The sequence below is a fragment of the Streptomyces ferrugineus genome, from assembly GCF_015160855.1.
GTDB lineage: Bacteria > Actinomycetota > Actinomycetes > Streptomycetales > Streptomycetaceae > Streptomyces > Streptomyces ferrugineus.
The window spans coordinates 3,274,385-3,298,208 of record NZ_CP063373.1 but is presented as its reverse complement, the minus strand read 5'-3'; the positions used below and the strand labels follow the sequence as shown (position 1 = coordinate 3,298,208).

23 protein-coding genes and 1 tRNA gene are annotated in these 23,824 nt (G+C 70.7%); 4 read left to right on the top strand and 20 right to left on the bottom strand.

The features are described from left to right. Positions 1-37 precede the first annotated feature (37 nt). The 14 genes from IM697_RS15110 to pgsA form a co-directional block, all read right to left on the bottom strand. The gene (locus IM697_RS15110) at positions 38-577 is read right to left on the bottom strand and encodes an adenine phosphoribosyltransferase (RefSeq protein ID WP_194048201.1); all 540 of its coding nucleotides are present in this window, start codon (positions 575-577) and stop codon (positions 38-40) included. Continuing rightward, positions 574-1,683, bottom strand: coding sequence for a protein translocase subunit SecF (secF, locus tag IM697_RS15105; RefSeq protein WP_194048200.1), 1,110 nt, complete (start codon positions 1,681-1,683; stop codon positions 574-576). The genes IM697_RS15110 and secF overlap by 4 nt, the downstream gene beginning before the upstream one ends. A gap of 1 nt (position 1,684) precedes the next feature. Continuing rightward, on the bottom strand, positions 1,685-3,436 hold the full coding sequence (gene secD / locus IM697_RS15100) for a protein translocase subunit SecD (protein ID WP_194048199.1): 1,752 nt from the start codon (positions 3,434-3,436) through the stop codon (positions 1,685-1,687). A 133-nt stretch (positions 3,437-3,569) separates the two neighbouring features. Continuing rightward, complete coding sequence (gene yajC, locus IM697_RS15095; RefSeq protein WP_194048198.1) at positions 3,570-4,067, bottom strand: preprotein translocase subunit YajC; 498 nt, start codon at positions 4,065-4,067, stop codon at positions 3,570-3,572. A gap of 176 nt (positions 4,068-4,243) precedes the next feature. Next, complete coding sequence (gene ruvB, locus IM697_RS15090) at positions 4,244-5,311, bottom strand: Holliday junction branch migration DNA helicase RuvB (RefSeq protein ID WP_194048197.1); 1,068 nt, start codon at positions 5,309-5,311, stop codon at positions 4,244-4,246. A gap of 70 nt (positions 5,312-5,381) precedes the next feature. Continuing rightward, positions 5,382-5,987 (bottom strand): Holliday junction branch migration protein RuvA, encoded by a 606-nt coding sequence (ruvA, locus tag IM697_RS15085; protein WP_194048196.1) that lies wholly within the window; start codon positions 5,985-5,987, stop codon positions 5,382-5,384. Next, positions 5,984-6,523, bottom strand: a complete 540-nt coding sequence (ruvC, locus tag IM697_RS15080; protein ID WP_194048195.1) for a crossover junction endodeoxyribonuclease RuvC — start codon at positions 6,521-6,523, stop codon at positions 5,984-5,986. The genes ruvA and ruvC overlap by 4 nt, the downstream gene beginning before the upstream one ends. Before the next feature lie 140 nt (positions 6,524-6,663). Further along, positions 6,664-7,416, bottom strand: coding sequence for a YebC/PmpR family DNA-binding transcriptional regulator (locus tag IM697_RS15075; RefSeq protein WP_188286953.1), 753 nt, complete (start codon positions 7,414-7,416; stop codon positions 6,664-6,666). Positions 7,417-7,464: 48 nt separating this feature from the next. Next, a complete protein-coding gene (gene pdxT / locus IM697_RS15070; protein WP_194048194.1) occupies positions 7,465-8,073 on the bottom strand; it encodes a pyridoxal 5'-phosphate synthase glutaminase subunit PdxT in 609 nt (202 codons plus the stop codon). 13 nt (positions 8,074-8,086) lie between these two features. After that, positions 8,087-8,992 (bottom strand): pyridoxal 5'-phosphate synthase lyase subunit PdxS, encoded by a 906-nt coding sequence (gene pdxS / locus IM697_RS15065; protein WP_194048193.1) that lies wholly within the window; start codon positions 8,990-8,992, stop codon positions 8,087-8,089. A gap of 129 nt (positions 8,993-9,121) precedes the next feature. Next, a complete protein-coding gene (locus IM697_RS15060; RefSeq protein ID WP_194048192.1) occupies positions 9,122-9,664 on the bottom strand; it encodes a LemA family protein in 543 nt (180 codons plus the stop codon). 115 nt (positions 9,665-9,779) lie between these two features. After that, positions 9,780-10,955, bottom strand: a complete 1,176-nt coding sequence (locus IM697_RS15055; RefSeq protein WP_194048191.1) for a glycosyltransferase family 4 protein — start codon at positions 10,953-10,955, stop codon at positions 9,780-9,782. Next, a complete protein-coding gene (locus tag IM697_RS15050) occupies positions 10,952-11,860 on the bottom strand; it encodes a phosphatidylinositol mannoside acyltransferase (protein ID WP_194048190.1) in 909 nt (302 codons plus the stop codon). The genes IM697_RS15055 and IM697_RS15050 overlap by 4 nt, the downstream gene beginning before the upstream one ends. After that, positions 11,857-12,546 (bottom strand): phosphatidylinositol phosphate synthase, encoded by a 690-nt coding sequence (gene pgsA, locus IM697_RS15045; protein ID WP_194048189.1) that lies wholly within the window; start codon positions 12,544-12,546, stop codon positions 11,857-11,859. Before pgsA ends, IM697_RS15050 begins: the two co-directional genes overlap by 4 nt. A gap of 304 nt (positions 12,547-12,850) precedes the next feature. On the opposite strand from pgsA, the gene IM697_RS15040 reads away from it, so the two are divergent. Next, positions 12,851-15,049: an elongation factor G-like protein EF-G2 gene (locus tag IM697_RS15040; RefSeq protein ID WP_194049716.1), complete on the top strand. Its 2,199-nt coding sequence runs from the start codon at positions 12,851-12,853 to the stop codon at positions 15,047-15,049. 203 nt (positions 15,050-15,252) lie between these two features. Next, positions 15,253-16,914 carry a hypothetical protein gene (locus IM697_RS15035; RefSeq protein ID WP_194048188.1) on the top strand — a complete coding sequence of 554 codons (1,662 nt, stop codon included), beginning with the start codon at positions 15,253-15,255 and terminating at the stop codon, positions 16,912-16,914. A 135-nt stretch (positions 16,915-17,049) separates the two neighbouring features. On the opposite strand, the gene IM697_RS15030 is transcribed toward IM697_RS15035, so the two are convergent. Further along, positions 17,050-17,598, bottom strand: coding sequence for an HIT family protein (locus tag IM697_RS15030; RefSeq protein WP_194048187.1), 549 nt, complete (start codon positions 17,596-17,598; stop codon positions 17,050-17,052). Between the two features lie 78 nt (positions 17,599-17,676). On the opposite strand from IM697_RS15030, the gene IM697_RS15025 reads away from it, so the two are divergent. Then, positions 17,677-18,336 carry a potassium channel family protein gene (locus IM697_RS15025; RefSeq protein WP_194048186.1) on the top strand — a complete coding sequence of 220 codons (660 nt, stop codon included), beginning with the start codon at positions 17,677-17,679 and terminating at the stop codon, positions 18,334-18,336. Positions 18,337-18,365: 29 nt separating this feature from the next. Here the strand turns inward: IM697_RS15025 and thrS are convergent, their stop codons facing one another. From thrS to IM697_RS15010, 3 genes are all read right to left on the bottom strand, one after another. Further along, complete coding sequence (thrS, locus tag IM697_RS15020; protein WP_194048185.1) at positions 18,366-20,342, bottom strand: threonine--tRNA ligase; 1,977 nt, start codon at positions 20,340-20,342, stop codon at positions 18,366-18,368. Positions 20,343-20,456: 114 nt separating this feature from the next. Continuing rightward, positions 20,457-21,686, bottom strand: coding sequence for a hypothetical protein (locus IM697_RS15015; RefSeq protein WP_194048184.1), 1,230 nt, complete (start codon positions 21,684-21,686; stop codon positions 20,457-20,459). Continuing rightward, a complete protein-coding gene (locus IM697_RS15010) occupies positions 21,683-22,249 on the bottom strand; it encodes a DUF4365 domain-containing protein (protein WP_194048183.1) in 567 nt (188 codons plus the stop codon). The genes IM697_RS15015 and IM697_RS15010 overlap by 4 nt, the downstream gene beginning before the upstream one ends. Before the next feature lie 167 nt (positions 22,250-22,416). Here IM697_RS15010 and IM697_RS15005 point away from each other — a divergent pair, with 167 nt between their 5' ends. After that, entirely contained in the window at positions 22,417-23,142 is a 726-nt protein-coding gene (locus IM697_RS15005) for a 3'-5' exonuclease (RefSeq protein ID WP_194048182.1), read from the top strand. A 64-nt stretch (positions 23,143-23,206) separates the two neighbouring features. On the opposite strand, the gene IM697_RS15000 is transcribed toward IM697_RS15005, so the two are convergent. Together IM697_RS15000 and IM697_RS14995 are read right to left on the bottom strand one after the other, a co-directional pair. After that, positions 23,207-23,278 (bottom strand) — tRNA-Val (locus IM697_RS15000). 39 nt (positions 23,279-23,317) lie between these two features. Further along, positions 23,318-23,776, bottom strand: a complete 459-nt coding sequence (locus IM697_RS14995; RefSeq protein ID WP_194048181.1) for an SRPBCC family protein — start codon at positions 23,774-23,776, stop codon at positions 23,318-23,320. Between the last annotated feature and the right edge of the window lie 48 nt (positions 23,777-23,824).

The following is a 23,824-nucleotide window of genomic DNA, read 5'->3' as shown; positions in this document are numbered from 1 at the left end:
TGCGCGGCATCCGGTGCTGCGGTGGGTGCGGCTCGGGTCAGACCGTGAGCAGCGACTCCAGCGGGGCCCCGGCCAGGGCCGGTTCCAGGCGGGTTCGGCCGCCGAGGAAGCCCAGTTCCATCAGCACGGCCAGGCCGGCCACCTGGGCGCCGGCCCGGCGGATCAGCTGGATCGAGGCCTCCGCGGTGCCGCCCGTCGCCAGGACGTCGTCGATGACCAGGACGCGGTCGCCGGAGCTCAGGTCCTCGGCGTGGACCTCGATCTCCGCCGAGCCGTACTCCAGGTCGTACGCCTGGCTGAGGGTCGCTCCGGGGAGCTTGCCCGCCTTGCGCACGGGGATGAAGCCGACGCCCGCGCGGACGGCGACCGGGGCTCCGAGGATGAAGCCGCGCGCCTCCAGGCCGACGATCTTCGTGGCACCGGTGTTCCCGACGATCTCCGCCAGCGCGTCGGTGAGCGCCGTGAAGGCGGCCGGGTCCGCCAGGAGCGGGGTGATGTCCTTGAACATCACGCCCGGCTCCGGGTAGTCCGCCACATCGCGGATACGGCTGAGCAGGAGTTCCTTGATGCCGGTCATCGGCGCTTCCCCGAAGGTCGGCCGCGGCCCCGCCCACGGGACGCGGGCTGGTTGCGCGGGCCGACGACCGCCGGGGCGGCGTCCTCCGGCTCGTCGCCCGGCGGCTCGTCGGTGGCCGGGCCGTGGGCCGTGGCCTGGGCGCGCTTGGCGAGCACGCGCTTCTTCAGGGCCTTCATCTGCGGCTCGAGCTCCTTGAGGTCGGCGACGAGCGGCGTGGCGATGAAGATCGAGGAGTACGCACCGGCGGCCAGACCGACGAACAGCGACAGCGAGATGTCGTTGAGCATGCCGGCGCCGAGGAAGCCGCCGCCGATGAACAGCAGGCCCGCCACCGGCAGCAGCGCGACCACGGTGGTGTTGACGGAGCGGACCAGGGTGCTGTTGATCGAGCGGTTGGCGATGTCGCTGTAGGTCCAGCGGGTCTGCTTGGTGATGTCCTTCGTCTGCTCCTTGAGGCTGTCGAAGACGACGACCGTGTCATAGAGCGAGTAACCGAGGATCGTGAGCAGACCGATCACCGTGCCGGGTGTGACCTCGAAGCCGACGAGGGCGTAGACGCCGACCGTGATCGTGATGTCGTGGATCAGGGCGACGAAGGCGGCCAGTGCCATCCGCCATTCGAACGCGATCGCCAGATAGATCACCACGAGGACCAGGAAGATCCCGAGACCCTGCCAGGCCTTGTTGGCGATCTGTTCACCCCAGCTGGGGCCGACGAGTTCGCCGGTGACGTCCTTCTCCGCGACGCCGAGGTCCTTGGCGAGCTGCGCCGAGACCTTGTCGGCCTGGTCCGTGTCGATGCCCGCGACCTGGATGCGCAGCGTGGCCTTGTCGCCGCTGCCGAGCTTCTGGACGATCGCGTCGTGGCCGGAGGCCTCTTCCGCGTACTCCTGCGCCTGGGAGACCGAGACGGTGGTCTTGGGCGTGTTGAAGACCGCGCCGCCCTGGAACTCGATGCCCATGTTCAGACCGCGCACCGCCAGGCCGGCGATGGCCACGATGGTGATCAGGATCGAGAGGCCGTACCAGATCTTGCGGTTGCCGACGAAGTCGTAGCCGACCTCGCCACGGTGCAGTCGGGCGCCGAGGTTGCCGAGCTTCGACATCTCACGCCTCCTTCGTCTCGACGGGGGCGGAGGGACGGCGGGTGCGGCGCAGCGGGGGCTTGGCCCCCAGTCGCTTGGGATCGAGGCCGGACCAGCTGTGACCGCTCGCGAAGAACTTGCTGCGGGCCAGGATCGTCAGCAGCGGCTTGGTGAACAGGAACACGACGACCACGTCGAGCAGGGTGGTCAGGCCGAGCGTGAACGCGAAGCCCTGGACCTTGCCGACGGAGACGATGAAGAGCACCGCGGCGGCGAGGAACGACACGAAGTCGGAGACCAGGATGGTGCGCCGGGCGCGCGGCCAGGCCCGCTCGACGGCGGGGCGCAGCGAGCGGCCCTCGCGGATCTCGTCTCGGACGCGTTCGAAGTACACGATGAACGAGTCCGCTGTGATGCCGATGGCGACGATGGCGCCGCAGACGGCCGGCAGGTTCAGTGCGAAGCCGATGGCCGGGCCGAGCAGCGACATGATCGAGTAGGTCAGGGCCGCGGAGACCAGCAGCGAGAAAATCGCGATGAGCGACAGGCCGCGGTAGTAGACCAGCAGGTAGATGACGACCAGGGCGAGGCCGATCGCGCCGGCGATCAGACCCGCCTTGAGCTGCTCACCACCGAGGGCGGCGGTCACCGTGGTGACGCTGTCCTCCTGGAAGGACAGCGGCAGGGCGCCGTACGACAGCATGTTGGCGAGGCTCTGGGCCGACTCCTGGTTGAAGTTGCCGGAGATCTCGGCATTGCCGCCCGTCAGGGCCTCGCGGACGAACGGGTCGGAGACGACCTCGCCGTCCAGGACGATGGCGAACTGATTCTGCGGGGACTGGTTCTGGGCCAGCTTGCCGGTGATGTCGGCGAACTTCTTGGCTCCGCTGCCCGTGAACTTCATCGTCACGGTCCAGCCGGCGCCGGTCTGGGTGTTGAAGACGGCCTGGGCGTCGTCGACGTCGGTGCCGTCGACCGCGGCGGGGCCGAGGATGTACTTCTGCCACTGGCCCTGCGAGTTCTGACCGCAGGCGACGGTGGTGTCGGAGGGCTTGGCGCCGTCGCCGGCCTTGGCGCGGACCGACTCCTTGGTGCAGTCCAGGGCGGCGTACTGCGCTTCGAGCTTGCCGCTCGCCGCGTCACCCGTGGGGCTGCCGCTCGGGGAGGGGGAGGCGCTGCCGGACGGCGTGGGGTCGGCCTTCAGGGCGTCGGTGACCGCGCGGCCCTGGGTGGTGGAGCTCGCCGACGGGCTGGCCGAGCCGGAGGGGGTCGACTTGTCGGTCGCCTTGTCCGTCGCCTTGTCGCCGGAGTCGCCCGAGGCGCTGCCGGAGGGGCTGGGCGTGGGCGTGGGAGTCGCGCCGCCGCCGGAGACCTCGGTGGCGAGGACCGGGCGGAAGTAGAGCTTGGCGGTGGTGCCGACCTGTGCCCGGGCCTCCTTGGAGTTGGTGCCCTTGGGGATGTTGACGATGATGTTCTTGTCGCCCTGGGTCTGTACCTCGGCCTCCGAGACACCCAGACCATTGACACGGCGCTCCATGATGCTGACCGCGGTGTCCATGTTGGTCTTGTTGATCGCGGATTCCTGACCGGGCTCGGCTACCGCGCGAAGCGTGATGCTCGTACCGCCGGCCAGGTCGATGCCGAGTCGCGGAGTGGTGTGCCCCGAGGCGAACATTCCCCCGGTGAGCGCCGCGATGGCGATCAGGATGAGGACCAGCGAGCGCCCTGGCTTGCTCGGGGCGCTCGCGTTCCGGCCCCTCTTAGGTGCTGCCACCTTCTCGTACTCCCTCTCGGGCCGTCTCGCCCCGGGTCAGGGGAACGGGCGGCCATGACATGGTGTCGGGATCCCGTGCGAAGTCGGCATGCCCGGGGGCGCGCAGGCATGGCCCGCGCGCCCCGGAACATGGCTACTTCGCGTCGGAGTCGCCGTCGGTCTTCTTCGGCTCGTCGTCCGCCTTCGCGTCGGCGGTCACGGCGTCGGACGGCTCGTCCGCCTCTTCCGTCTCGTCCTTCTTACCGAGGTCGACGGACTTCTCGTCGGAAGCGGCGGCAGCGGCGGGCTCGTCGGTCTCGGTGAGGGAGGAGGCGTCGTCCGGGACGACGTCGGACTTCAGGTCGTGCTCGATGCCGTGCACGATGCGGTTGTACTCGTCGTCGGAGAGGACGGCACCGATCGCGTTCTTGGCGAAGAGAAGCTCCACGCCCGGGCCGGCGTCGAGGAGGACGGTGTCGTCACTGACCTCCTTGACGGTGGCGTACATGCCCCCGATGGTGCGGACACCGGATCCGGGCTGCATCTGGTTCCGCATGTCGGCGGCCTGTTGCTGCTTCTTCTTGGCCGACCGGGTCATCAGGAACATGGCCCCGATGAGCACGATGAACGGGAGGAGGGTCACGAGACTCACGGGTCGGAACTTCCTTCACACGACCGCGATGGTGAGCGGCCTGATGGTTGGGGGATTTGTGTGCCGCCGACAAAGGCGGCATCGGCGGAGTCTAAGCGAGTCTCCGCGCATGGAACAACGCTCAGCATGGCACCGGGGTTCCTTGTCCGGCCACAGAGCTCGCCGTCACAGATCCATCACGCCCCGAACAGGTCCTGTTGTCCGTTTCCCGCAGATGGGCGGGGCGGGGTGAGGCCGAGATGCGCCCATGCGGCGGGCGTGGCGACCCGGCCACGGGGAGTGCGGGCGAGCAGTCCCTCCCGCACCAGGAAGGGTTCGGCCACCTCCTCGACGGTCTCGCGCTCCTCCCCCACCGCGACCGCCAGCGTGGACAGGCCGACGGGACCGCCGCCGAACAGCTTGAGCAGGGCCTCGAGGACGGCGCGGTCGAGCCGGTCGAGGCCGCGCGCGTCGACCTCGTACACGGCGAGGGCGGCCCCGGCGATGTCCCGGGTGATGATCCCGTCCGCCTTGACCTGGGCGTAGTCGCGTACGCGGCGCAGCAGGCGGTTGGCGATCCGGGGGGTCCCGCGGGAGCGGCCCGCGATCTCGGCGGCGCCGTCGGCCTCGATCTCGACGTCGAGCAGGTTGGCCGAGCGGTGGATGACCCGCTCCAGCTCGACGGGCTCGTAGAACTCCATGTGCGCGGTGAAGCCGAAGCGGTCGCGCAGCGGGGGCGGCAGCAGGCCCGCGCGCGTGGTGGCGCCGACCAGGGTGAACGGGGGCAGTTCGAGGGGGATGGCGGTGGCGCCCGGGCCCTTGCCGACGATCACGTCGACGCGGTAGTCCTCCATGGCCATGTACAGCATCTCCTCGGCGGGCCGGGACATGCGGTGGATCTCGTCGAGGAAGAGGACCTCGCCCTCCTGGAGGGAGGAGAGGATCGCGGCGAGGTCGCCTGCGTGCTGGATGGCGGGGCCGGATGTGATGCGGATGGGGGCGCCCATCTCGGCCGCGATGATCATCGAGAGGGTCGTCTTGCCGAGGCCGGGGGCGCCCGACAGCAGGACGTGATCGGCGGTGGCGCCACGCGCGCGTGCGGCGCGCAGGACGAGGTCGAGCTGCTCGCGCACCTTCTCCTGGCCGATGAACTCGCCCAGGTCCTTCGGGCGCAGGGCGGCCTCGACGGCCTGGTCCTCACGGTCGGCGGACGCACCGACGAGCCGCTCGGGGGCGGGGGTGTCGGTGGTGTCGTCCCAGTTCATGCGTGTGCCTCGCGGGTCGCGGTGGTTGTCGTACGAGGGTGTCGTACGCCGGTCTCGTCGGGTCTGTCGATCAGCGTGCTCTGTTGAGGCTCTGAAGCGCCGCCTTCAGCAGCTGGCCCACCTGCGGCGTGCCCTCGGTGGCCTCGGCCTGCGGGGTCACGGCGGCGACCGCCTCGTCGGCCTCGCGGGTCGCGTAGCCGAGGCCGATCAGGGCGGCGTGCAGCTGGTCGCGCCAGCCCTGGGTGACCGGGGCGCCGACGGCGGGCGCGCCGATCGGTTCGCCCAGGCGGTCCTTCAGCTCCAGGAGCAGCTTCTGGGCGCCCTTCTTGCCGATGCCGGGGACGGCGGTGAGCGACTTCTCGTCGGCGGTGGCGACGGCTCTGCGCAGGGCGTCGGGCGAGTGCACCGCCAGCATCGCCTGGGCCAGGCGCGGGCCGACGCCGCTCGCGGTCTGGAGCAGCTCGAACGTCTGCCGTTCGTCGTCGTCCGCGAAGCCGTACAGCGTGAGGGAGTCCTCGCGGACCACCAGCGAGGTGTGCAGCTTGGCGGGCTGGCCGAGGCGCAGCGTGGACAGCGTGTTCGGGGTGCACTGGACGGCCATGCCGACCCCGCCCACCTCGACCACGGCGGCGTCCGGAGCGAGTGCGGCCACAGTGCCGCTGACGAAGGCGATCATGCCGTACGGCCTTTCGGTGCATTGGCGGTGTGCAGGGCGACGGCCTGCTGGAGTCGGTTCTGCGCGGGGGCGCGCCAGATGTGGCAGATGGCGAGCGCGAGAGCGTCGGCGGCGTCGGCGGGCCTGGGCGGGGCGCTGAGCCGCAGCAGCCGGGTGACCATGGCGCCGACCTGGGCCTTGTCGGCCCGGCCCGATCCGGTGACGGCTGCCTTGACCTCGCTCGGGGTGTGCAGCGCGACGGGGATGCCGCGGCGGGTGGCGCACAGGATGGCGACGGCGCTGGCCTGGGCCGTGCCCATCACCGTACGGACGTTGTGCTGGCTGAACACCCGCTCCACGGCGACGAATTCGGGCCGGTGCTCGTCCAGCCACTGCTCTATGCCCTGCTCGATGGCGACGAGGCGGTGTCCCAACTCGGCGTCCGCGGGCGTACGGACGACGCCGACGCCGACCATGGTGAGCGGGCGTCCGGCGACGCCCTCGACCACGCCGACACCGCATCGCGTCAGCCCCGGGTCCACCCCCAGTACGCGCACCCCGCGCCCCCTCCGTTCGATCGCCTGTTTGTGCAGGCTATCGGGTGCCACCGACAACGCCGGGCAACAACGCCCGGCAACGCGACGGGCCGACGGGGATGTCCCGTCGGCCCGTTGAGCCCGTGCAGCTCCCGGCGGCGTTACGCGTCGACCTTCTCCATGATCTCGTCGCTGACGTCGAAGTTGGCGAAGACGTTCTGCACGTCGTCGCTGTCCTCGAGCGCGTCGATCAGCTTGAAGATCTTCTTGGCGCCCTCCTCGTCCAGCTCGACCTGGACGGACGGCACGAAGCTGGAGTCGGCGGAGTCGTAGTCGATGCCGGCCTCCTGGAGGGCGGTGCGGACCGCGACCAGGTCGGTGGCCTCGCTGATGACCTCGAAGGACTCGCCGAGGTCGTTGACCTCCTCGGCGCCCGCGTCCAGGACGGCCGTCAGGACGTCGTCCTCGGTCAGCTCGCCCTTGGGGACGATGACGACGCCCTTGCGGCTGAACATGTACGACACCGAGCCCGGGTCGGCCATGGAGCCGCCGTTGCGGGTCATGGCGACGCGGACGTCGGAGGCGGCGCGGTTGCGGTTGTCGGTGAGGCACTCGATGAGCACCGCGACGCCGTTCGGGCCGTAGCCCTCGTACATGATCGTCTCGTAGTCGGCACCGCCGGCCTCGAGACCGCCACCGCGCTTGATCGCGGAGTCGATGTTCTTGTTCGGCACCGACTGCTTCTTGGCCTTCTGGACGGCGTCGTAGAGCGTCGGGTTGCCGTCGAGGTCGACGCCGCCCATGCGCGCCGCGACCTCGATGTTCTTGATCAGCTTCGCGAAGAGCTTGCCACGCTTGGCATCGATGACGGCCTTCTTGTGCTTCGTCGTGGCCCATTTAGAGTGGCCGGACATCTGCCTGTCTCCTTCGCGTAACCCATCTATGAACGAACGCCAGAGATCCTACAAGGACTCGGCTGTCCGGTTCGCGCGCACCATGTCGACGAACAGGCCGTGCACGCGGTGGTCGCCGGTCAGTTCCGGATGGAACGACGTGGCCAGCGCGTTGCCCTGGCGGACCGCGACGATGTGGCCGTCGTGCTCGGCGAGGACCTCGGCCTCGGCGCCGACGGACTCGACCCAGGGGGCGCGGATGAAGACGCCCTCCACAGGATCGCCCGGCACGCCCTTGATGTCGACCGCCGCCTCGAAGGACTCGTTCTGCCGTCCGAAGGCGTTGCGGCGCACGATCATGTCGATGCCGCCGATCGTCTCCTGGCCCGAGCGCGGGTCGAGGATCTTGTCGGCGAGCATGATCATGCCGGCGCAGGTGCCGTAGACCGGCATGCCGCCGCGCACGCGCGCGCGGAGCGGCTCCATCACGCCGAAGAGGATGGCCAGCTTGGAGATGGTCGTGGACTCGCCGCCGGGGATGACGAGACCGTCGACCTCGGCGAGTTCCTCGGGGCGCCGCACCGGCCTGGCCGCGGCGTCGGCCGCGGCCAGGGCGATGAGGTGCTCCCGTACGTCGCCCTGGAGGGCCAGGACGCCTATGACGGGGGTGTCGCTCATGGAATCCGGTGCCTTACCAGCCGCGGTTGGCGTAGCGCTCGGCCTCGGGGAGGGTGTCGCAGTTGATGCCGACCATGGCCTCGCCCAGGTTGCGGGACGCGTCCGCGATGATCTTCGGGTCGTCGTAGAACGTGGTCGCCTTGACGATGGCGGCGGCGCGCTTGGCCGGGTCGCCTGACTTGAAGATGCCGGAGCCGACGAAGACACCCTCGGCGCCGAGCTGGCGCATCAGGGCGGCGTCGGCCGGGGTGGCGACGCCACCGGCGGAGAACAGCACGACCGGGAGCTTGCCGAGCTCGGAGACTTCCTTGACCAGCTCGTAGGGGGCGCGCAGCTCCTTGGCGGCGGCGTACAGCTCGTGGTTGTCGAAGCCGCGCAGCTTGGCGATCTCGTTCTTGATCTGGCGCAGGTGGCGCACGGCCTCGACGACGTTGCCGGTGCCGGCCTCGCCCTTGGAGCGGATCATGGCCGCGCCCTCGGCGATCCGGCGCAGGGCCTCGCCCAGGTTGGTGGCGCCGCAGACGAAGGGGGTCGTGAAGGCCCACTTGTCGGAGTGGTTGACCTCGTCGGCCGGGGTGAGGACCTCGGACTCGTCGATGTAGTCGACGCCGAGGGACTGCAGGACCTGGGCCTCGACGAAGTGGCCGATGCGGGACTTGGCCATGACCGGGATGGAGACGGCGCTGATGATGCCCTCGATCATGTCCGGGTCGGACATGCGGGCCACGCCGCCGTCCTTGCGGATGTCCGCGGGGACCCGCTCCAGGGCCATGACGGCGACGGCGCCCGCGTCCTCGGCGATCTTCGCCTGCTCCGGCGTGACGACGTCCATGATCACGCCACCCTTGAGCTGCTCGGCCATGCCGCGCTTCACGCGGGCGGTACCGGTCTCGGGGGTCTGGATTTCGGAGATGGACACGGGTGACCTCACTCGGTGGAAAAAGAGGGTTACTGCAAGCACCGAGGAAACGGGAGCGGACCAGGCCACAGCAAGGGCCAATGAGCAGCCGGTGGATCCTTTTCCTGCCCGGTGGCGCGAGCGCGCCGGTCAGGCGGCCCGGTCGACGAGGGCCGCCGGTGGCTCGTCGTCCATCTCGAAGGCCATGGGGAACGGCGCGTGGCCGGCCAGCCGGAACCAGCGGACCTTGCGGTGCCTGCGCAGCGCCCGGGCGGCCCGTACGGCGTCGTTGTGGAAGCGCCGGGCCATCGGCACCCGGCGGACCGCTTCGGTGAGTTCACGGGCCGCTTCCTCGCCCCCGGGTGCCTCCCGTACGGCCTCCACCTGCTGGGGCACGGAGAACACGGCCCGCAGCGCCTGGCTGAGGTCGCTCTCGGCGACCTCCCGCAGCTCCTCCTCGGCCTGGCGGGCGGCGTGGGCGGACTCGTACAGGACGATCGACGCGGCCGGATCCAGTACGCCGGAGGTGGCCAGCTCCTGGGCCACCGAGGCGCGGCGCAGCAACTGCGCGTCGAGCGCGGCGCGCGCCGCGTCGATCCTGGCGTGCAGCCGGTCGAGGCGGCCCGCGGTCCAACTCAGGTAGAGGCCGATGACGACGAGGGCGACGAGGATCCAGATGAGGGTTGCGGTCACGGGCGCAGATTAGCTCCGTGGGGTCAGCCGGGGTTGTGCGGGGCGTGTGTGTCCGTGCCGGATGCTGCCGCTTCGGGCTCCCTGTTCGGCCCTTGCGGGGCCCGTCCCGTCCGCCTCAGTCCCGCGCCAGCCCCAGCCGGGCCCGCAACCCGCTCCCGCCGCCCCCGGCCCGCTCGTCCGCCGCCACCGCCGCCGCGCCCGCCGTCACCGTCTCGTACACCGACAGGATGTCCGCGCCGACGGTCGACCAGTCGAAGCGGCGTACGTGCGCGCTGCCCCGCTCCCGCAGTTCCGCCCTGCGCGCCGGGTCCTCCAGCAGGCGTACGGCCGCCTCGGCGAGGGCTTCCGCGTCCTCGTTGGCGAAGAGTTCGCCGGCCGCGCCCTGGTCGAGGACCTGGGCGAAGGCGTCCAGGTCGGAGGCGAGGACGGGGGCGCCGGCCGACATCGCCTCGACCAGGATGATCCCGAAGCTCTCGCCGCCGGTGTTGGGGGCGACGTACAGGTCGACGCTGCGCAGGAACCGGGCCTTGTCCTCGTCGCTGATCATGCCGAGGAACTCGACGCGGGGGCGCAGCTCGGCGGGGAGTCTCTCCACCGCCTCCTCCTCGTCGCCGCGGCCCGCCACGAGGAGCCTGGTCTGCGGGCGGGCGGCGAGGATCTTCGGCAGGGCCTTCATCAGGACCGGCAGGCCCTTGCGGGGCTCGTCGATGCGGCCGATGAAGCCGATCGTGTCTCCCTGCCAGTCCGGGTTGGGCTCGGCCTTGGCGAAGAAGTCGACGTCGACGCCGTTGGGGATGACCACCGCGTCGCCGCCCAGGTGCTCCACGAGCGTGCGGCGGGCGTACTCGCTCACCGCGATCCGGGCGCTGATCTTCTCCAGGGCGGCCTGGAGGATGGCGTACGCGGCGATCATCGCCCGGGAGCGGGGGTTGGACGTGTGGAAGGTGGCGACGATGGGTCCCTGGGCCGCCCAGCACGTCAGCAGGCCCAGCGACGGTGACGTCGGCTCGTGGATGTGGATGACGTCGAACCGGCCGTCGTGCAGCCAGCGGCGCACCCGGGCCGCCGAGAGGAAGCCGAAGTTCAGGCGGGCGACGGAGCCGTTGTACGGCACGGGCACCGCGCGGCCCGCCGAGACGACGTACGGCGGGAGCGGGGTGTCGTCGTCGGCGGGGGCGAGGACGGACACCTCGTGGCCGAGCCGGATGAAGTACTCGGCGAGGTCGCGGATGTGGAACTGGACGCCACCCGGGACGTCCCAGGAGTAGGGGCAGACAATGCCGATCCTCACGAGGGCCCCTTCGTGGGGTCGAGGTCATCGAGCCACAAGCGCTGGAGCATGTGCCAGTCCTCCGGATGTTCGGCGATCCCCGAGGCGAAGGTGTCGGCCAGCGCCTGTGTCATGACAGACGTCTTCTCGGCCCGGGTACCTGACTCGGGCACCTCAACCGGGGGGTGGACCCTGCCCCGCATGACCGGGGAGTCGTCGTACCAGAGCGTGACGGGAAGCAGCAGCGCCCCGGTCTGCTGGGCGAGCAGCGCCGGTCCGGCCGGCATCCGGGCCGTGGCGCCGAAGAAGTCCACCTCGACGCCGGAGGCGGACAGGTCGCGGTCGGCGACCAGGCAGACCAGACCGCCGTCGCGCAGCCTGCGGGCCAGGGTGCCGAAGGCGGTGCCGCCGCTGTGCGGCAGGACCTCCATGCCGAGGCCCTCGCGGTAGGCGACGAAGCGGTCGTAGAGCGTCTCGGGCTTGAGGCGCTCGGCGACCGTCGCGAACGGTGTCTCGAGCTCGGTGGTGACCCAGGCGCCCGCCAGGTCCCAGTTGGCCAGGTGCGGCAGGGCGAGGATGACGCCCTGGTCCGAGGCCAGGCCGTCGGTGAGGTGGTGGACGTCCTTGGGGTCGAAGCCGTTCCTTATGCGCTCGGGGCTCCAGGCGGGCAGCCGGAAGGACTCCATCCAGTAGCGCAGGTACGAGCGCATGCCCGCGCGCGAGAGCTCGGCGAGGCGCTCCGGGCCGGCGTCGGGCACCACGCGCGCGTAGTTGCTCTCCAGACGCCGGACGCCCTTGCCGCGCTGCTTCCAGGCGATGTCGGCGATGGTGCGTCCGAGCCGTACGGCGACCGGCTCGGGGAGCTTCTTGACGGTGCCCCAGCCGAGCCCGTACAGCGCGTCCGTGAGCCGCTCCTGGGCACTCACTTGGCTGCCTCGCTCCCTTGAGAGGCGTTCTGCGGCTTCTCCTGCGCGCCCTCGGCGGCCTCCACCTCGGCCGACTCGCGGCGGACCGTGACGACCCGCTGGATCAGCGTGACGAGGCTGCCGACGGCGACGATCCACAGGGCGACGGGCAGCAGGTACTGGATGCCGGGTACCCCGAACTTGTGCAGGCCCGCGAATCCGGCCGCGACCAGCGAGATCACCAGGCGCTCGGCGCGCTCGACGAGGCCGTTGACGGCGACCGGCAGACCGATCGACTCGCCGCGGGCCTTGGTGTACGACACCACCTGGCCGCTGGCCAGGCAGAAGATCGACACGGCGCACAGCACGAGGTCGTCGCCGTCACCGGCGTACCAGAGGATGAAGCCGCCGAAGATCGCGCCGTCGGCGACCCGGTCGAGCGTGGAGTCCAGGAAGGCGCCCCAGCGGCTGGAGCGGCCGAGCTGGCGGGCCATGTTCCCGTCGACGAGGTCGGAGAACACGAAGAGCGTGATCACGACCGTGCCCCAGAAGAACTCGCCCATGGGGTAGAAGACCAGGGCGCCCGCGACCACACCGGCGGTGCCGATCAGGGTGACCGTGTCAGGGCTGACGCCCCTTCTGATCAGAAATGTGGCGAACGGCGTGAGGACACGCGTGAAGAATGCACGCGCGTACTTGTTCAGCATGGCCTTCCCGAGGGTCGGTGTGGCACCGTGCGGCCCCTGCTGGCCACCGGCTGGCCCATCGTAGCCACGCGCGCGTCAGTGCGACCGCCGGGCACTCGTACCGGGGATCGGCGGGCCGGTCCGCCAGGGTCGGACGGCGCGATCGCGTCCGCCGTATGGACGCACCGTGACGGGAGTGGAAAGCTCGAAGGACCGCGGGCGTCACCGGAGCCGCCATCGCTGGGGGCACCTCCCAGGCGAAGCCTGGGGGAGGATCCGCATGTCCGCGCCCACAGTGACCTCACCGTGCACGGGAGGCAGGATCATGGGCGACAAGGCGAACGCACACCCTGGAGCCGCCGGCAGGGCTACAGCGGCCGACCACCCCGCGTCCGTACGGAATGTGGTGCTGGTCGGCCACTCCGGATCGGGCAAGACCACGTTGGTGGAAGCTCTCGCGCTCACCGCGGGGGCAGTGAATCGGGCGGGCCGCGTGGAGGACGGCGGCACGGTCTCCGACTACGACGAGATCGAGCACCGGCAGCAACGCTCGGTGCAGCTCTCACTGGTGCCGGTCGAATGGGACGGCATCAAGGTCAACCTTCTGGACACTCCCGGATACGCCGACTTCGTCGGGGAGCTGAGGGCCGGTCTGCGAGCGGCGGACGCGGCCCTTTTCGTCGTCTCCGCCTCCGACGGCGTGGACGGCTCCACCCGCATGGTGTGGGAGGAGTGCGCGGCGGTCGGCATGCCGCGCGCGATCGTCGTCACGCACCTGGAGTCCGCGCGGGCCGACTACGAGGAGATGACGCGGATCTGCGCGGAGGCGTTCGGCGGGGACGACCCCGACGCCGTGCTCCCGCTGTATCTGCCGCTGCACGGCCCGCAGGGCGCGGACGGGCACGCGCCCGTGACCGGTCTGATCGGGCTGCTGTCGCAGAAGCTGTTCGAGTACGCGACCGGGGAGCGCAAGGAGTCCGAGCCGAGCGAGGACCAGCTGCCCGGGATCGAGGAGGCCCGCAACCGGCTGATCGAGGGGATCATCGCCGAGAGCGAGGACGAGACCCTCATGGACCGCTATCTCGGCGGCGAGCAGGTCGACGTCAAGACGCTGATCGAGGACCTGGAGCGAGCCGTCGCGCGCGGCACGTTCTTCCCCGTCGTGGCCGCGGCACCCGCCACCGACGGAGCCCGGCAGGGCCTCGGCACGGTCGAGGTGCTGGAGCTGATCACACGGGGCTTCCCGACCCCGCTGGAGCGCCGGGCGCCGACGGTCACCACGGTCGACGGCAAACCGCGCGAGCTGAAGCTGTGCGATCCGAACGGACCGCTGGTCGCGGAGGTCGTGAAGACCGCGTCCGACCCCTACGTCGGCCGGGTCTCGCTGGTGCGCGTCTTCTCCGGCACCCTGCGCCCCGACGAGACGGTGCACGTCTCCGGGCACGGTCTGGAGGACCGCGGGCACGAGGACCACGACGTCGACGAGCGGATCGGCGCGCTCTCGGCGCCCTTCGGCAAGCAGCAGCGCACGCTCAGTCACTGCATCGCCGGTGACCTCGCGTGTGTGGCGAAGCTGAGCCGCGCGGAGACCGGCGACACGCTCTCGGCCAAGGACGATCCGCTGCTGATGGAGCCCTGGCAGATGCCCGATCCGCTGCTGCCGCTGGCCATCCAGGCGCACAGCAAGCCGGACGAGGACAAGCTGTCGCAGGGCCTCGCCCGGCTGGTCGCCGAGGATCCGACGATGCGGCTGGAGCAGAACCAGTCCACCCACCAGGTCGTGCTGTGGGCGCTGGGCGAGGCGCACGCGGACGTCGCCCTGGAGAGGCTGCGCAGCCGCTACGGCGTCCAGGTCGACGTCGTGCCGCACAAGGTCTCGCTGCGGGAGACGTTCGCGGACAGGTCGGCGGGCCGCGGGCGGCATGTGAAGCAGTCCGGCGGCCACGGGCAGTACGCGATCTGCGAGATCGAGGTCGAGCCGCTGCCGGGCGGCTCGGGCATCGAGTTCGTGGACAAGGTGGTCGGCGGCGCCGTGCCCCGGCAGTTCATCCCGTCGGTGGAGAAGGGCGTCAGGGCCCAGGCGGCCAGGGGTGTCGCGGCCGGTCATCCGCTCGTCGACATCCGGGTCACGCTGCTCGACGGCAAGGCGCACTCGGTGGACTCCTCCGACGCCGCGTTCCAGACGGCGGGCGCCCTCGCGCTGCGGGAGGCGGCGGCCGACGCGAAGATCCATCTGCTGGAGCCGGTGGCCGAGGTGTCCGTGCTGGTGGGCGACGACTACGTCGGCGCCGTGATGAGCGATCTGTCCGGGCGGCGCGGCCGCGTCCTCGGCACGGAGCAGACCAGCGGCGGCCGCACCCTCATCAAGGCCGAGGTGCCCGAGATCGAGATCGGCCGGTACGCCGTCGATCTGCGGTCGCTGTCGCACGGCACCGCGCGCTTCAACCGTTCGTACGCGCGGCACGAGCCGATGCCGCCGCAGATCGCGGAAAGGATTCGTGCAGAGGCGCGCAACGCCTCGTAGTTGGCGCCGGGCGCCGCCAAATGGCCCTGGCCGCGCACCATCGAGCGGTTTACGCGACGCTCCCCTCCGCGTCGGCGGGCGGCTTCGGCCGTCCGCCGACGGTTGTCGGTGGCTGGGGATACTCTGATCATTGATCAACAGGTGTGCGCAGTACGGAAGTCGGGAAGGCCGCAGAAGCGACAGTGCGGCGATCGGGGGCGGGAATGACCGTTGAGAGCGGTTACGCGGACATCTTCGGTCCGCAGGTGCCTCGCACGGCGGGCGAGGGCCAGACGGCGACGTTCGCGCTGGCCTCGGCGGCCTATCGCGACAACCCGTACCAGGACATCAAGAAGGCCGACAACGAATGGCATCAGACCGATGTCAAGGAAGGCCGCAAGTGGGCGAAGATCTTCCGGCCCAACCTGGGTGAGGCCTTCTCGCGGGCCGTGGTCGACCGCATGCTCGGCAGCGGCCGCAAGCCCCTGATCCAGTCCTTCGGCACCGAGCCGCAGGTCGTCGTCGAGCACTGCCTGGCCGCCAACAACATCCGCAAGGACCGCGACCGGCTGCTGAGCGCCATCATGGTGGTCTGCGGCGTGCTGTTCCTGCCCGGACTGCTGCTGTGGCTGCTGGTCTTCCAGCTGCGCACCACCATCGTCAAGCGGGACCAGAAGCGGGGCGGCGCGCTCGCCTCGGTGCTGCTCGTCGCCGCGGGCGCGCTCGCCGTGATCTTCCTCATCCGCATGCCGTTCACCGGATTCTGGGCCTGGTACGCGCGTGCCTCGGTGATCATGCCCGTCCTCGGCTGGTTCTGGGCCAAGCAGGTCTGCGAGCGCACCGCGAAGGACCTGCGGGAGCGGTGGGACAGCCTGCTGGCCGGCAGCAGCGTCGGCGCGAAGGTGCCGGAGGCCGTGCCGACCAGCCCGACCGAGACGCAGGCCGAGCAACTGCGCCAGTCCCTGGCCAAGCTCAGCGCCGAGCAGCAGTCCAACTCCGTGTTCTACGCCGGGCCCAAGGGGATACTCGGCATGGGCACGCGCTGGGGCAGCTGGCAACTGGCCGAGGACCTGGTGCCCGCCGACCCCACCCGGGAGATCCACCCCTTCCGCAGCTGGGACGTGATCCGCTCCATCCACGACCAGCTACGGATGCTGGAGCGCGGCCCACTGAACACCGGCGGCTTCCCGAAGCCCTCGATACGGCACTGGGTGGTCACGCCGATCGCCGAGGGCGCCAAGGCGGTGTCCCGGCCGGAGGGCACGGACGTCGAGGCGTACCAGGTGAAGTCGCACGCGATCCAGGACATCTGCAACAAGCAGCAGTTCGGCAGCGGCGACCGCCACTACCTGGGCGTGCAGTGGACGCTGTGGGACGGGCAGTTGATCATCACGATGCTGATCACGGTGACCGTGCTGCACGAGACGCTGCGCATCGAGGTGACCGGGCACGCCCTGGGCCCGGTGAACGGGCTGTTCCACGACAAGCCCGCGGCGCCGACCAAGGAGGTCACCAAGTCGTTCAAGCCGTGGGAGACCCGCACGATCAAGCTTCCGCTGGTCAACACCGACGAGGTGGTACGGCTCGCGGTCCGGGCCCCGATCTCCTGGTATCCGCCGCTGCTCAACTGGCTCGGCGGGACGATCGGGCTGCCCGAGCCGTTCGGGCTGCGGCACGCGTGGGCGGATCAGCCGTGGCGGCACCGCTTCATGGCCGACGACGCGCTGCGCGCCGCCACGCCGGTGCTGCGGGTGGTGCACGCGGCGTCGATCAAGGTGCTGGCCGAGAACGGGGTGGACACCGAGAAGTTCGGCGCCCGGTCTTCGTTCCTGAGCACGGCTGTGCAGGATCCGACGCCCAAGAAGGCCGACGTGTACGACGCGTAGGCCTCCGGCGGACGAGCCGGGTGGGGTGGGCCCGGGTTGCCGGCCCTGGGGGCTGCGCCCCGGACCCCCGTCGGCCTGAACGGCCTCTTCCTCAAACGCCGGACGGGCTGATGCGTGTCACCGTCAGCCGACCGATCACACCGTCGGCCACGCCTCCGCCAGCATCTTCCGCGTGTCGGCGAGGAGCTGCGGCAGCACCCGTGTGTGCCCCACCACCGGCATGAAGTTCGTGTCGCCGCCCCAGCGCGGGACGATGTGCTGGTGGAGGTGGGCCGCGATGCCCGCGCCGGCGACCGTGCCCTGGTTCATGCCGATGTTGAAGCCGTGGGCGCCGGAGGCGGTGCGCAGGGCGGTCATCGCCTGCTTCGTCAGCGCGGCCAGCTCGATGGTCTCCGGGTCGGTGAGGTCGGTGTAGTCGGCGACGTGACGGTAGGGCACGACCATCAGGTGGCCGCCGTTGTACGGGTAGAGATTGAGGACCGCGTACACCTGCTCACCGCGCCTGACGATCAGCCCGTCCTCGTCGGACTTGGCCGGGATCGAGCAGAAGGGGCAGCCGTCGTCGGCACCGGGACCGGTCGGCTTGTTCTCACCCTGGATGTAGGCCATCCGATGGGGCGTCCACAGACGCTGGAAGGCGTCCTGGATCCCCACTCCCCACTGCTGCTCCGGCTCACTCGTCATGCGTGCAGCATATGGCTTCGTCCGTTCGCGGCGTGTCGCCGGGGCGGCGGGGGCGCGGGCACCGGCCAAGCTTGGCCGGTGGACGACGACAGCCTTTACACCCGCTGGGAGCAGCGCACCGAGATCCCGCTGTTCCTCGCCTCGCTGCTCTTCCTGGCCACCTATGCCGCCCGCGTCCTTGCCGTGAGCATGCCCCCCGGCTGGCGGAGCTTGTGCTGGTTCACGCTGCTCGTGCTCTGGCTGCTGTTCGCCACGGACTACCTGGTCCGCTGGATCCTCAGCGGGCTGCGCTTCCCGCGCTTCGCCAGGACCCACTTCCTGCACACGGTCGTGGTCGTCCTGCCGCTGCTGCGGCCGCTGCGGATCGTGCCGCTGTACGACGCCATCCAGCACCGGCAGGGTGCGCCCCGGCTCTCCCTGCACGCGCGGGTGATCGCCTACGCGAGCCTGTCGACCCTGCTCCTCGGCTTCGCCGGCGCCCTCGCGGTCTTCCAGCAGGAGCGTGGGGCGCCCGACACCACCATGCGCACGTTCGGGGACGCGGTGTGGTGGGCCGCCGCGACCATCAGCACGGTCGGCTACGGCGACATCACACCGGTGACCGCGGGCGGCCGGGCGATCGCGATGGGGATGATGGCCGGCGGGCTGGCCCTGCTCGGCGCGGTGACGGGGTCGTTCTCCTCCTGGCTCCTGCAGATCTTCTCCCGCGAGAGCGACAGGAGGCCCCCGGAGGGCTGAGCCTTCCGGGGGCCTCGGTCACGGCCCGATCAGACCTGCGTCCGCTCCTCGACCACCTTCGCGATCTTCGCGATGGCCTCGTCGAACGGGATGCCGTTCTCCTGCGAGCCGTCGCGGTAGCGGAAGGAGACCGCGTTGTTGGCCATGTCCTCGTCGCCCGCGATGACCATGAAGGGCACCTTCTGCTTCTGGGCGTTGCGGATCTTCTTCTGCATACGGTCCGAGGACGAGTCGACCTCGACGCGCAGGCCCTTCTTCCTGGCGGCCGCGGCGAACTTCTCCAGGTAGTCCACGTGCCCGTCGCCGATCGGGATGCCGATCGCCTGGACCGGGGCCAGCCACGCCGGGAAGGCGCCCGCGTAGTGCTCCAGGAGCACCGCGAAGAACCGCTCGATGGAGCCGAACAGGGCCCGGTGGATCATGACCGGGCGCTGCTTGGAGCCGTCCGCGGAGGTGTACTCCAGGTCGAAGCGCTCCGGCAGGTTGAAGTCGAGCTGGATCGTCGACATCTGCCAGGTACGGCCGATGGCGTCCTTGGTCTGGACGGAGATCTTCGGCCCGTAGAAGGCGGCGCCGCCCGGGTCCGGCACCAGCGGCAGGCCCTGCTTCTCGGCGACCTGGCGCAGCGTCTCGGTCGCCTCCTCCCAGACCTCGTCGGAGCCGACGAACTTCTCCGGGTCCTTGGTCGACAGCTCCAGGTAGAAGTCGGTCAGGCCGTAGTCGCGCAGCAGGCCGAGGACGAAGGTGAGCGTCTTGTCGAGCTCCTCCGACATCTGCTCGCGGGTGCAGTAGATGTGCGCGTCGTCCTGCGTGAAGCCACGCGCGCGCGTGAGGCCGTGCACGACGCCCGACTTCTCGTACCGGTACACGGTCCCGAACTCGAAGAGGCGCAGCGGCAGTTCACGGTAGGAACGCCCGCGCGCGTCGAAGATCAGGTTGTGCATCGGGCAGTTCATGGGCTTGAGGTAGTAGTCCACGCCCTCGTCGAGCTGCATGGGCGGGTACATGCCCTCGGCGTACCAGTCCAGGTGGCCCGACGTCTCGAAGAGCTTCCCCTTCGTCGCGTGCGGGGTGTAGACGAACTCGTAGCCCTCCTCCTCGTGCCGGCGGCGCGAGTAGTCCTCCATCACGCGGCGGACGACGCCGCCCTTGGGGTGGAAGACGGCGAGGCCGGAGCCGATCTGCTCCGGGATGGAGAACAGGTCGAGCTCGTTGCCCAGCTTGCGGTGGTCGCGCTTCTCGGCCTCGGCGAGGAAGTCCAGGTACGCCTTCAGCTCGTCCTTGGACGGCCAGGCGGTGCCGTAGATGCGCTGGAGCATCGGGTTCTTCTCGCTGCCGCGCCAGTAGGCGGCCGCGTTGCGCATCAGCTTGAACGCCGGGATCGCGCGGGTCGACGGCAGGTGCGGACCGCGGCAGAGGTCCTTCCAGCACAGGTCGCCGGTCTTGGCGTCCAGGTTGTCGTAGATCGTCAGCTCGCCGGCGCCGACCTCGACGTCCGCGCCGTCGTCGGACGAGGCGGAGCCCTTGAGGCCGATCAGCTCCAGCTTGTAGGGCTCGGCGGCGAGCTCCTCACGGGCGGCCTCGTCGGTCACCACACGGCGGGCGAAGCGCTGCCCCCGCTTCTGGATCTCCTGCATCTTCTTCTCGATGGCCTTGAGATCCTCGGGCGTGAACGGCTTCTCGACGTCGAAGTCGTAGTAGAAGCCGTCCTTGACGGGCGGGCCGATGCCCAGCTTGGCCTCGGGGAAGAGCTCCTGCACGGCCTGCGCCATCACATGCGCGGTGGAGTGGCGCAGGATGCCCAGCCCGTCCTCGGAGGAGATCTCGACGCCCTCGACCTCCTCGCCGTCCGCGAGCACGTACGACAGGTCCTTGAGCTCGCCGCCCACGCGCGCGGCGATGATGGAGCGCTGGCCGGCGAAGAGGTCGGCGGCCGTAGTGCCCGTCGTCACCACGCGCTCTTCCCGCTCGGAATCGCGTTGGATGATCACACGGACGTCTGACACCGGTCTCTCCTGACTGAAGGTGGGGTGCGGCGCCATACCAGGAGCGCGCGCATTACGCGATCGTACCGACCCCGGACGGCCGACCGCGAAACGGTCACCGGGACACCCACCCCGTCAGTCCCCGGCGTCCTCCCCGCCGCAAGCCTCCTCGAAGAAGTCCAGGTCCTCCTGGAGCGACTTCATCAGCCGGTCCCGCTCGGCCTCGTCCACCTGTACCGGTACGACCCCGGAGGCCCCGGTGATCTTGCGGAAGCCGCCCCGGCTCTCCAGCCGCCCGTGCACCCGCACCGGCAGCCCGACGAGGTGGGCGTGCCCGGCGATCCGGTACGACTCCTCGTCCAGCGTCAGCCGGACGTGCGGCACCTCGGCCCCCGCGATGACCCTCAGCCGTACGGTGCCCTCGCCGCGCGGCCCGGACCTGCGCATCCGGACGACCGCGCCGGTGATCCTGACCGGCACGGACGGCTCCTCGCGCAGATAGCGGGCCGCGGCCTCGCGCAGCACCGGCAGGTCGCCCGGCGAGAACTCGACGGGCTCGACACCGGCCGCGCAGTCCTCGGGCACCCCGGCCGCGGGCGCCCACTCGACGGCGATGCGCGCGCCCTCGGTGCCGCGCACCAACGCCACCAGCGCCTCGGTGAGCTCGCGGCTGACGCCCGCCTCGACGGCGCCGTCGAAGGCGTCCATGCCGCCGGTGGCGCGCTGGTAGTCGATGGCCTCGCGGGCGGCGTACAGCGCCTGGTGGAGGCGTACGGCGAGCGGGCGGCCCGTGCCGACGGGCACGAAGGCGGCGAGGTGGTGGCCGCCGGCGCCCGAACCGACCAGGACGTTCTCCAGCATCGCCGCGGCCGAGCGGCGGTGCCGGGCGCCGTAGTAGCCGGCACGCGCGCGTGTGGCGAGTGCCGCGGCGAGGAGCATCTGGCGGGCACCGGTGCGCAGCTCCTCCTCGGCGGTCCAGGGCGCGGCCCCGGCCGGTCCGCTCGGTGCGTCCCGCCACCAGCGGATCTCGTCGCTGGGCACGGCGAGCCCGACCAGCACCTCGCGCGCGGAGGGCATGCCGCTGCGGGACAGGGCGAGAAGCGCCTCGCCGAGCAGGTCGTCGCTGTCGGGGAAGGCGCGGGACTCGGGGACGAGCAGGCTGGTGCCGTTGCCGCCCGGTCCGGGCGGGGTCCAGCGGCCGTAGCGGCCGGCCGCTCCCCCGCGCCGCTGCCAGCCGTGCCGGTGCAGCAGGGCGCCGAGCACGGCGGGGTCGACGTCGCCGGGCTCGGGGGGACGGTCCCAGGACGCGTCGACCGGGTGCGGCCGCACCGGTCGTGCCGGCTCCTGGAGGGGGCGATGCGTCATGGTCTGCCTCCCGTCCCGACCCGCGTCATGATCTCGCAGAGCGCCCGGTCGTCGAAGATGCGTGAGGTCGGTATCCGCACGGTGGTGCGGCGCCGTCCGGTGATTCGGTGTCCGGCCAGATTGACCCAGTAGCAGCAGTGCCGCAGATCGAGCCGGTCGTGACTGGCGCGCAGCCAGTCGTCCTGGGTGCGCGGGACGAGCATCACGACCAGGATCTTGTGCACCGAGACCGGGGTGCGGGCGAGCTTCGCCAGGTGGTCGTTGTCCAGCGTGAAGGAGAAGAAGCGGCCCGGCGGCTTCGGCGGGATCTGGTACGTGGCCTTGAGCTGCACCTTGATGGTGACCTCGTCGTCGACCGTGTGGCCGGGCGCGCTGTGGCTGACGTGCCAGTCGATGCCGTTGTCCGGGAACGGCTGCGACAGCGAGCAGCCGGCCGCCGCGGCGACGGCGTGCAGATAGCCCACCTGCAGTGTCTCCATGCAGGCGGTGGTGGCGAGTGAACCGCGATGGGGGCCCGTGCGTTCGGGCAGCAGCCCGCCCCGCTCGGGCTGCGCTATCGCCATGACGAACAGCCTTCCACGCCAAGTGAATCCCCGTCCGGGTCGCTGAACTGCAAGGACCCGCACTCCTGTTGTGTCCTTCCGGCGTACGCCGCAAACGGCCCGGGTATCACCAAACGGGCAGAAGACGGTACGTCAGCTGCCGTGGGTGAACGAGGGGTTGTGTAGGTATGGCGTGCTGGTATGAGGGCCCGCTGGCGGCATTCGACACGGAGACGACAGGCGTGGACGTCGAGACCGACCGGATCGTTTCGGCGGCCGTCGTCGTCCAGGACGCCCCGGGCACCCGGCCGCGGGTGACCCGGTGGCTGGTGAACCCGGGCGTTCCGGTGCCGGAGGCCGCGACGGCGGTGCACGGACTGACGGAGGATCATCTCCAGCGCAACGGCCGCTGGCCGGCGCCGGTGATGCAGGAGATGGCGGAGGAGTTGTCGGGGCAGGCCGCGGCGGGCCGGCCCATAGTGGTGATGAACGCACCGTTCGATCTGACGCTGCTGGACCGCGAGTTGCGCCGGCATCGCGCCTCGTCCCTGGACCACTGGTTCGAGCGGGCGCCGCTGCTGGTGCTGGACCCGCGCGTCCTCGACAAGCATCTGGACCGCTACCGCAAGGGCCGCCGCACCCTGACGGACCTGTGCGCGCACTACGGCGTCACGCTGGACGGCGCGCATGACGCGGCGGCCGACGCGCTGGCCTCGCTGGAGGTCGTACGGGCGGTGGGGCGCCGTTTCGCGGCCCGTCTGGAGCGGCTGTCCCCCGCCGAGCTGCACACGCTGCAGGCGGTGTGGCACGCGGCACAGGCGCGCGGTCTGCAGGCGTGGTTCGCGCGCAGCGGCAGCGAGGAGGCGGTGGACCCGGCGTGGCCGCTGCGTCCGGATCTGCCGGCGGCGGCGTGAGCGACGAAGAAGTCCGAGCAACGAAAAAAGCCGGTCCGCATCAGACGGACCGGCTTTCTCCCGGTGGGCGATACTGGGTTCGAACCAGTGACCTCTTCGGTGTGAACGAAGCGCTCTCCCACTGAGCTAATCGCCCGGGAACGCACCGAACAATACAGGTCCCCGCGCGTTTCCTTCAAACCGCTTGATGACCACCGGCCAGGTGGGCCAGCAGTCCCCGCCGTCCGGCGCGCATCATCAGCCAGTGGTTGGCCCGGAACACCGGCCTCCCCGGCACCGCGAACCGCCGCAGCAGCGGCTTGTTCACATCGACCTCCTGCTCGTAGCGGGCGAGGCTGCCGGGACCGCGCGGGGTGATGGTCCAGCGTGCCCAGCCGTCGAAGTCCCCGGACATGGCGATCTCCAGCACTCCGCCCTCCCGGTCCCGCCGCACCTCACGCGCGACGAAGACCATGTCGTACGGCAGGGCGGAGCGGATCGTGATCACGCCGCTGGTGTCGTCGATCCGGTTCACCTCGCGCACCTGGGGCCACCAGCGGGGGTAGTCCTCGGCCTGTTCCAGCACGTCGTACACGGCGGTGGGCGGTGCGGGCAGGGCCCACCGGGTGCGGAAGCGGTAGTGGCTCCAGTCCATGCGCCGAGTCTGCCCGCGTGCGGCGGGTTTCCCCCGCATCTGAGTACG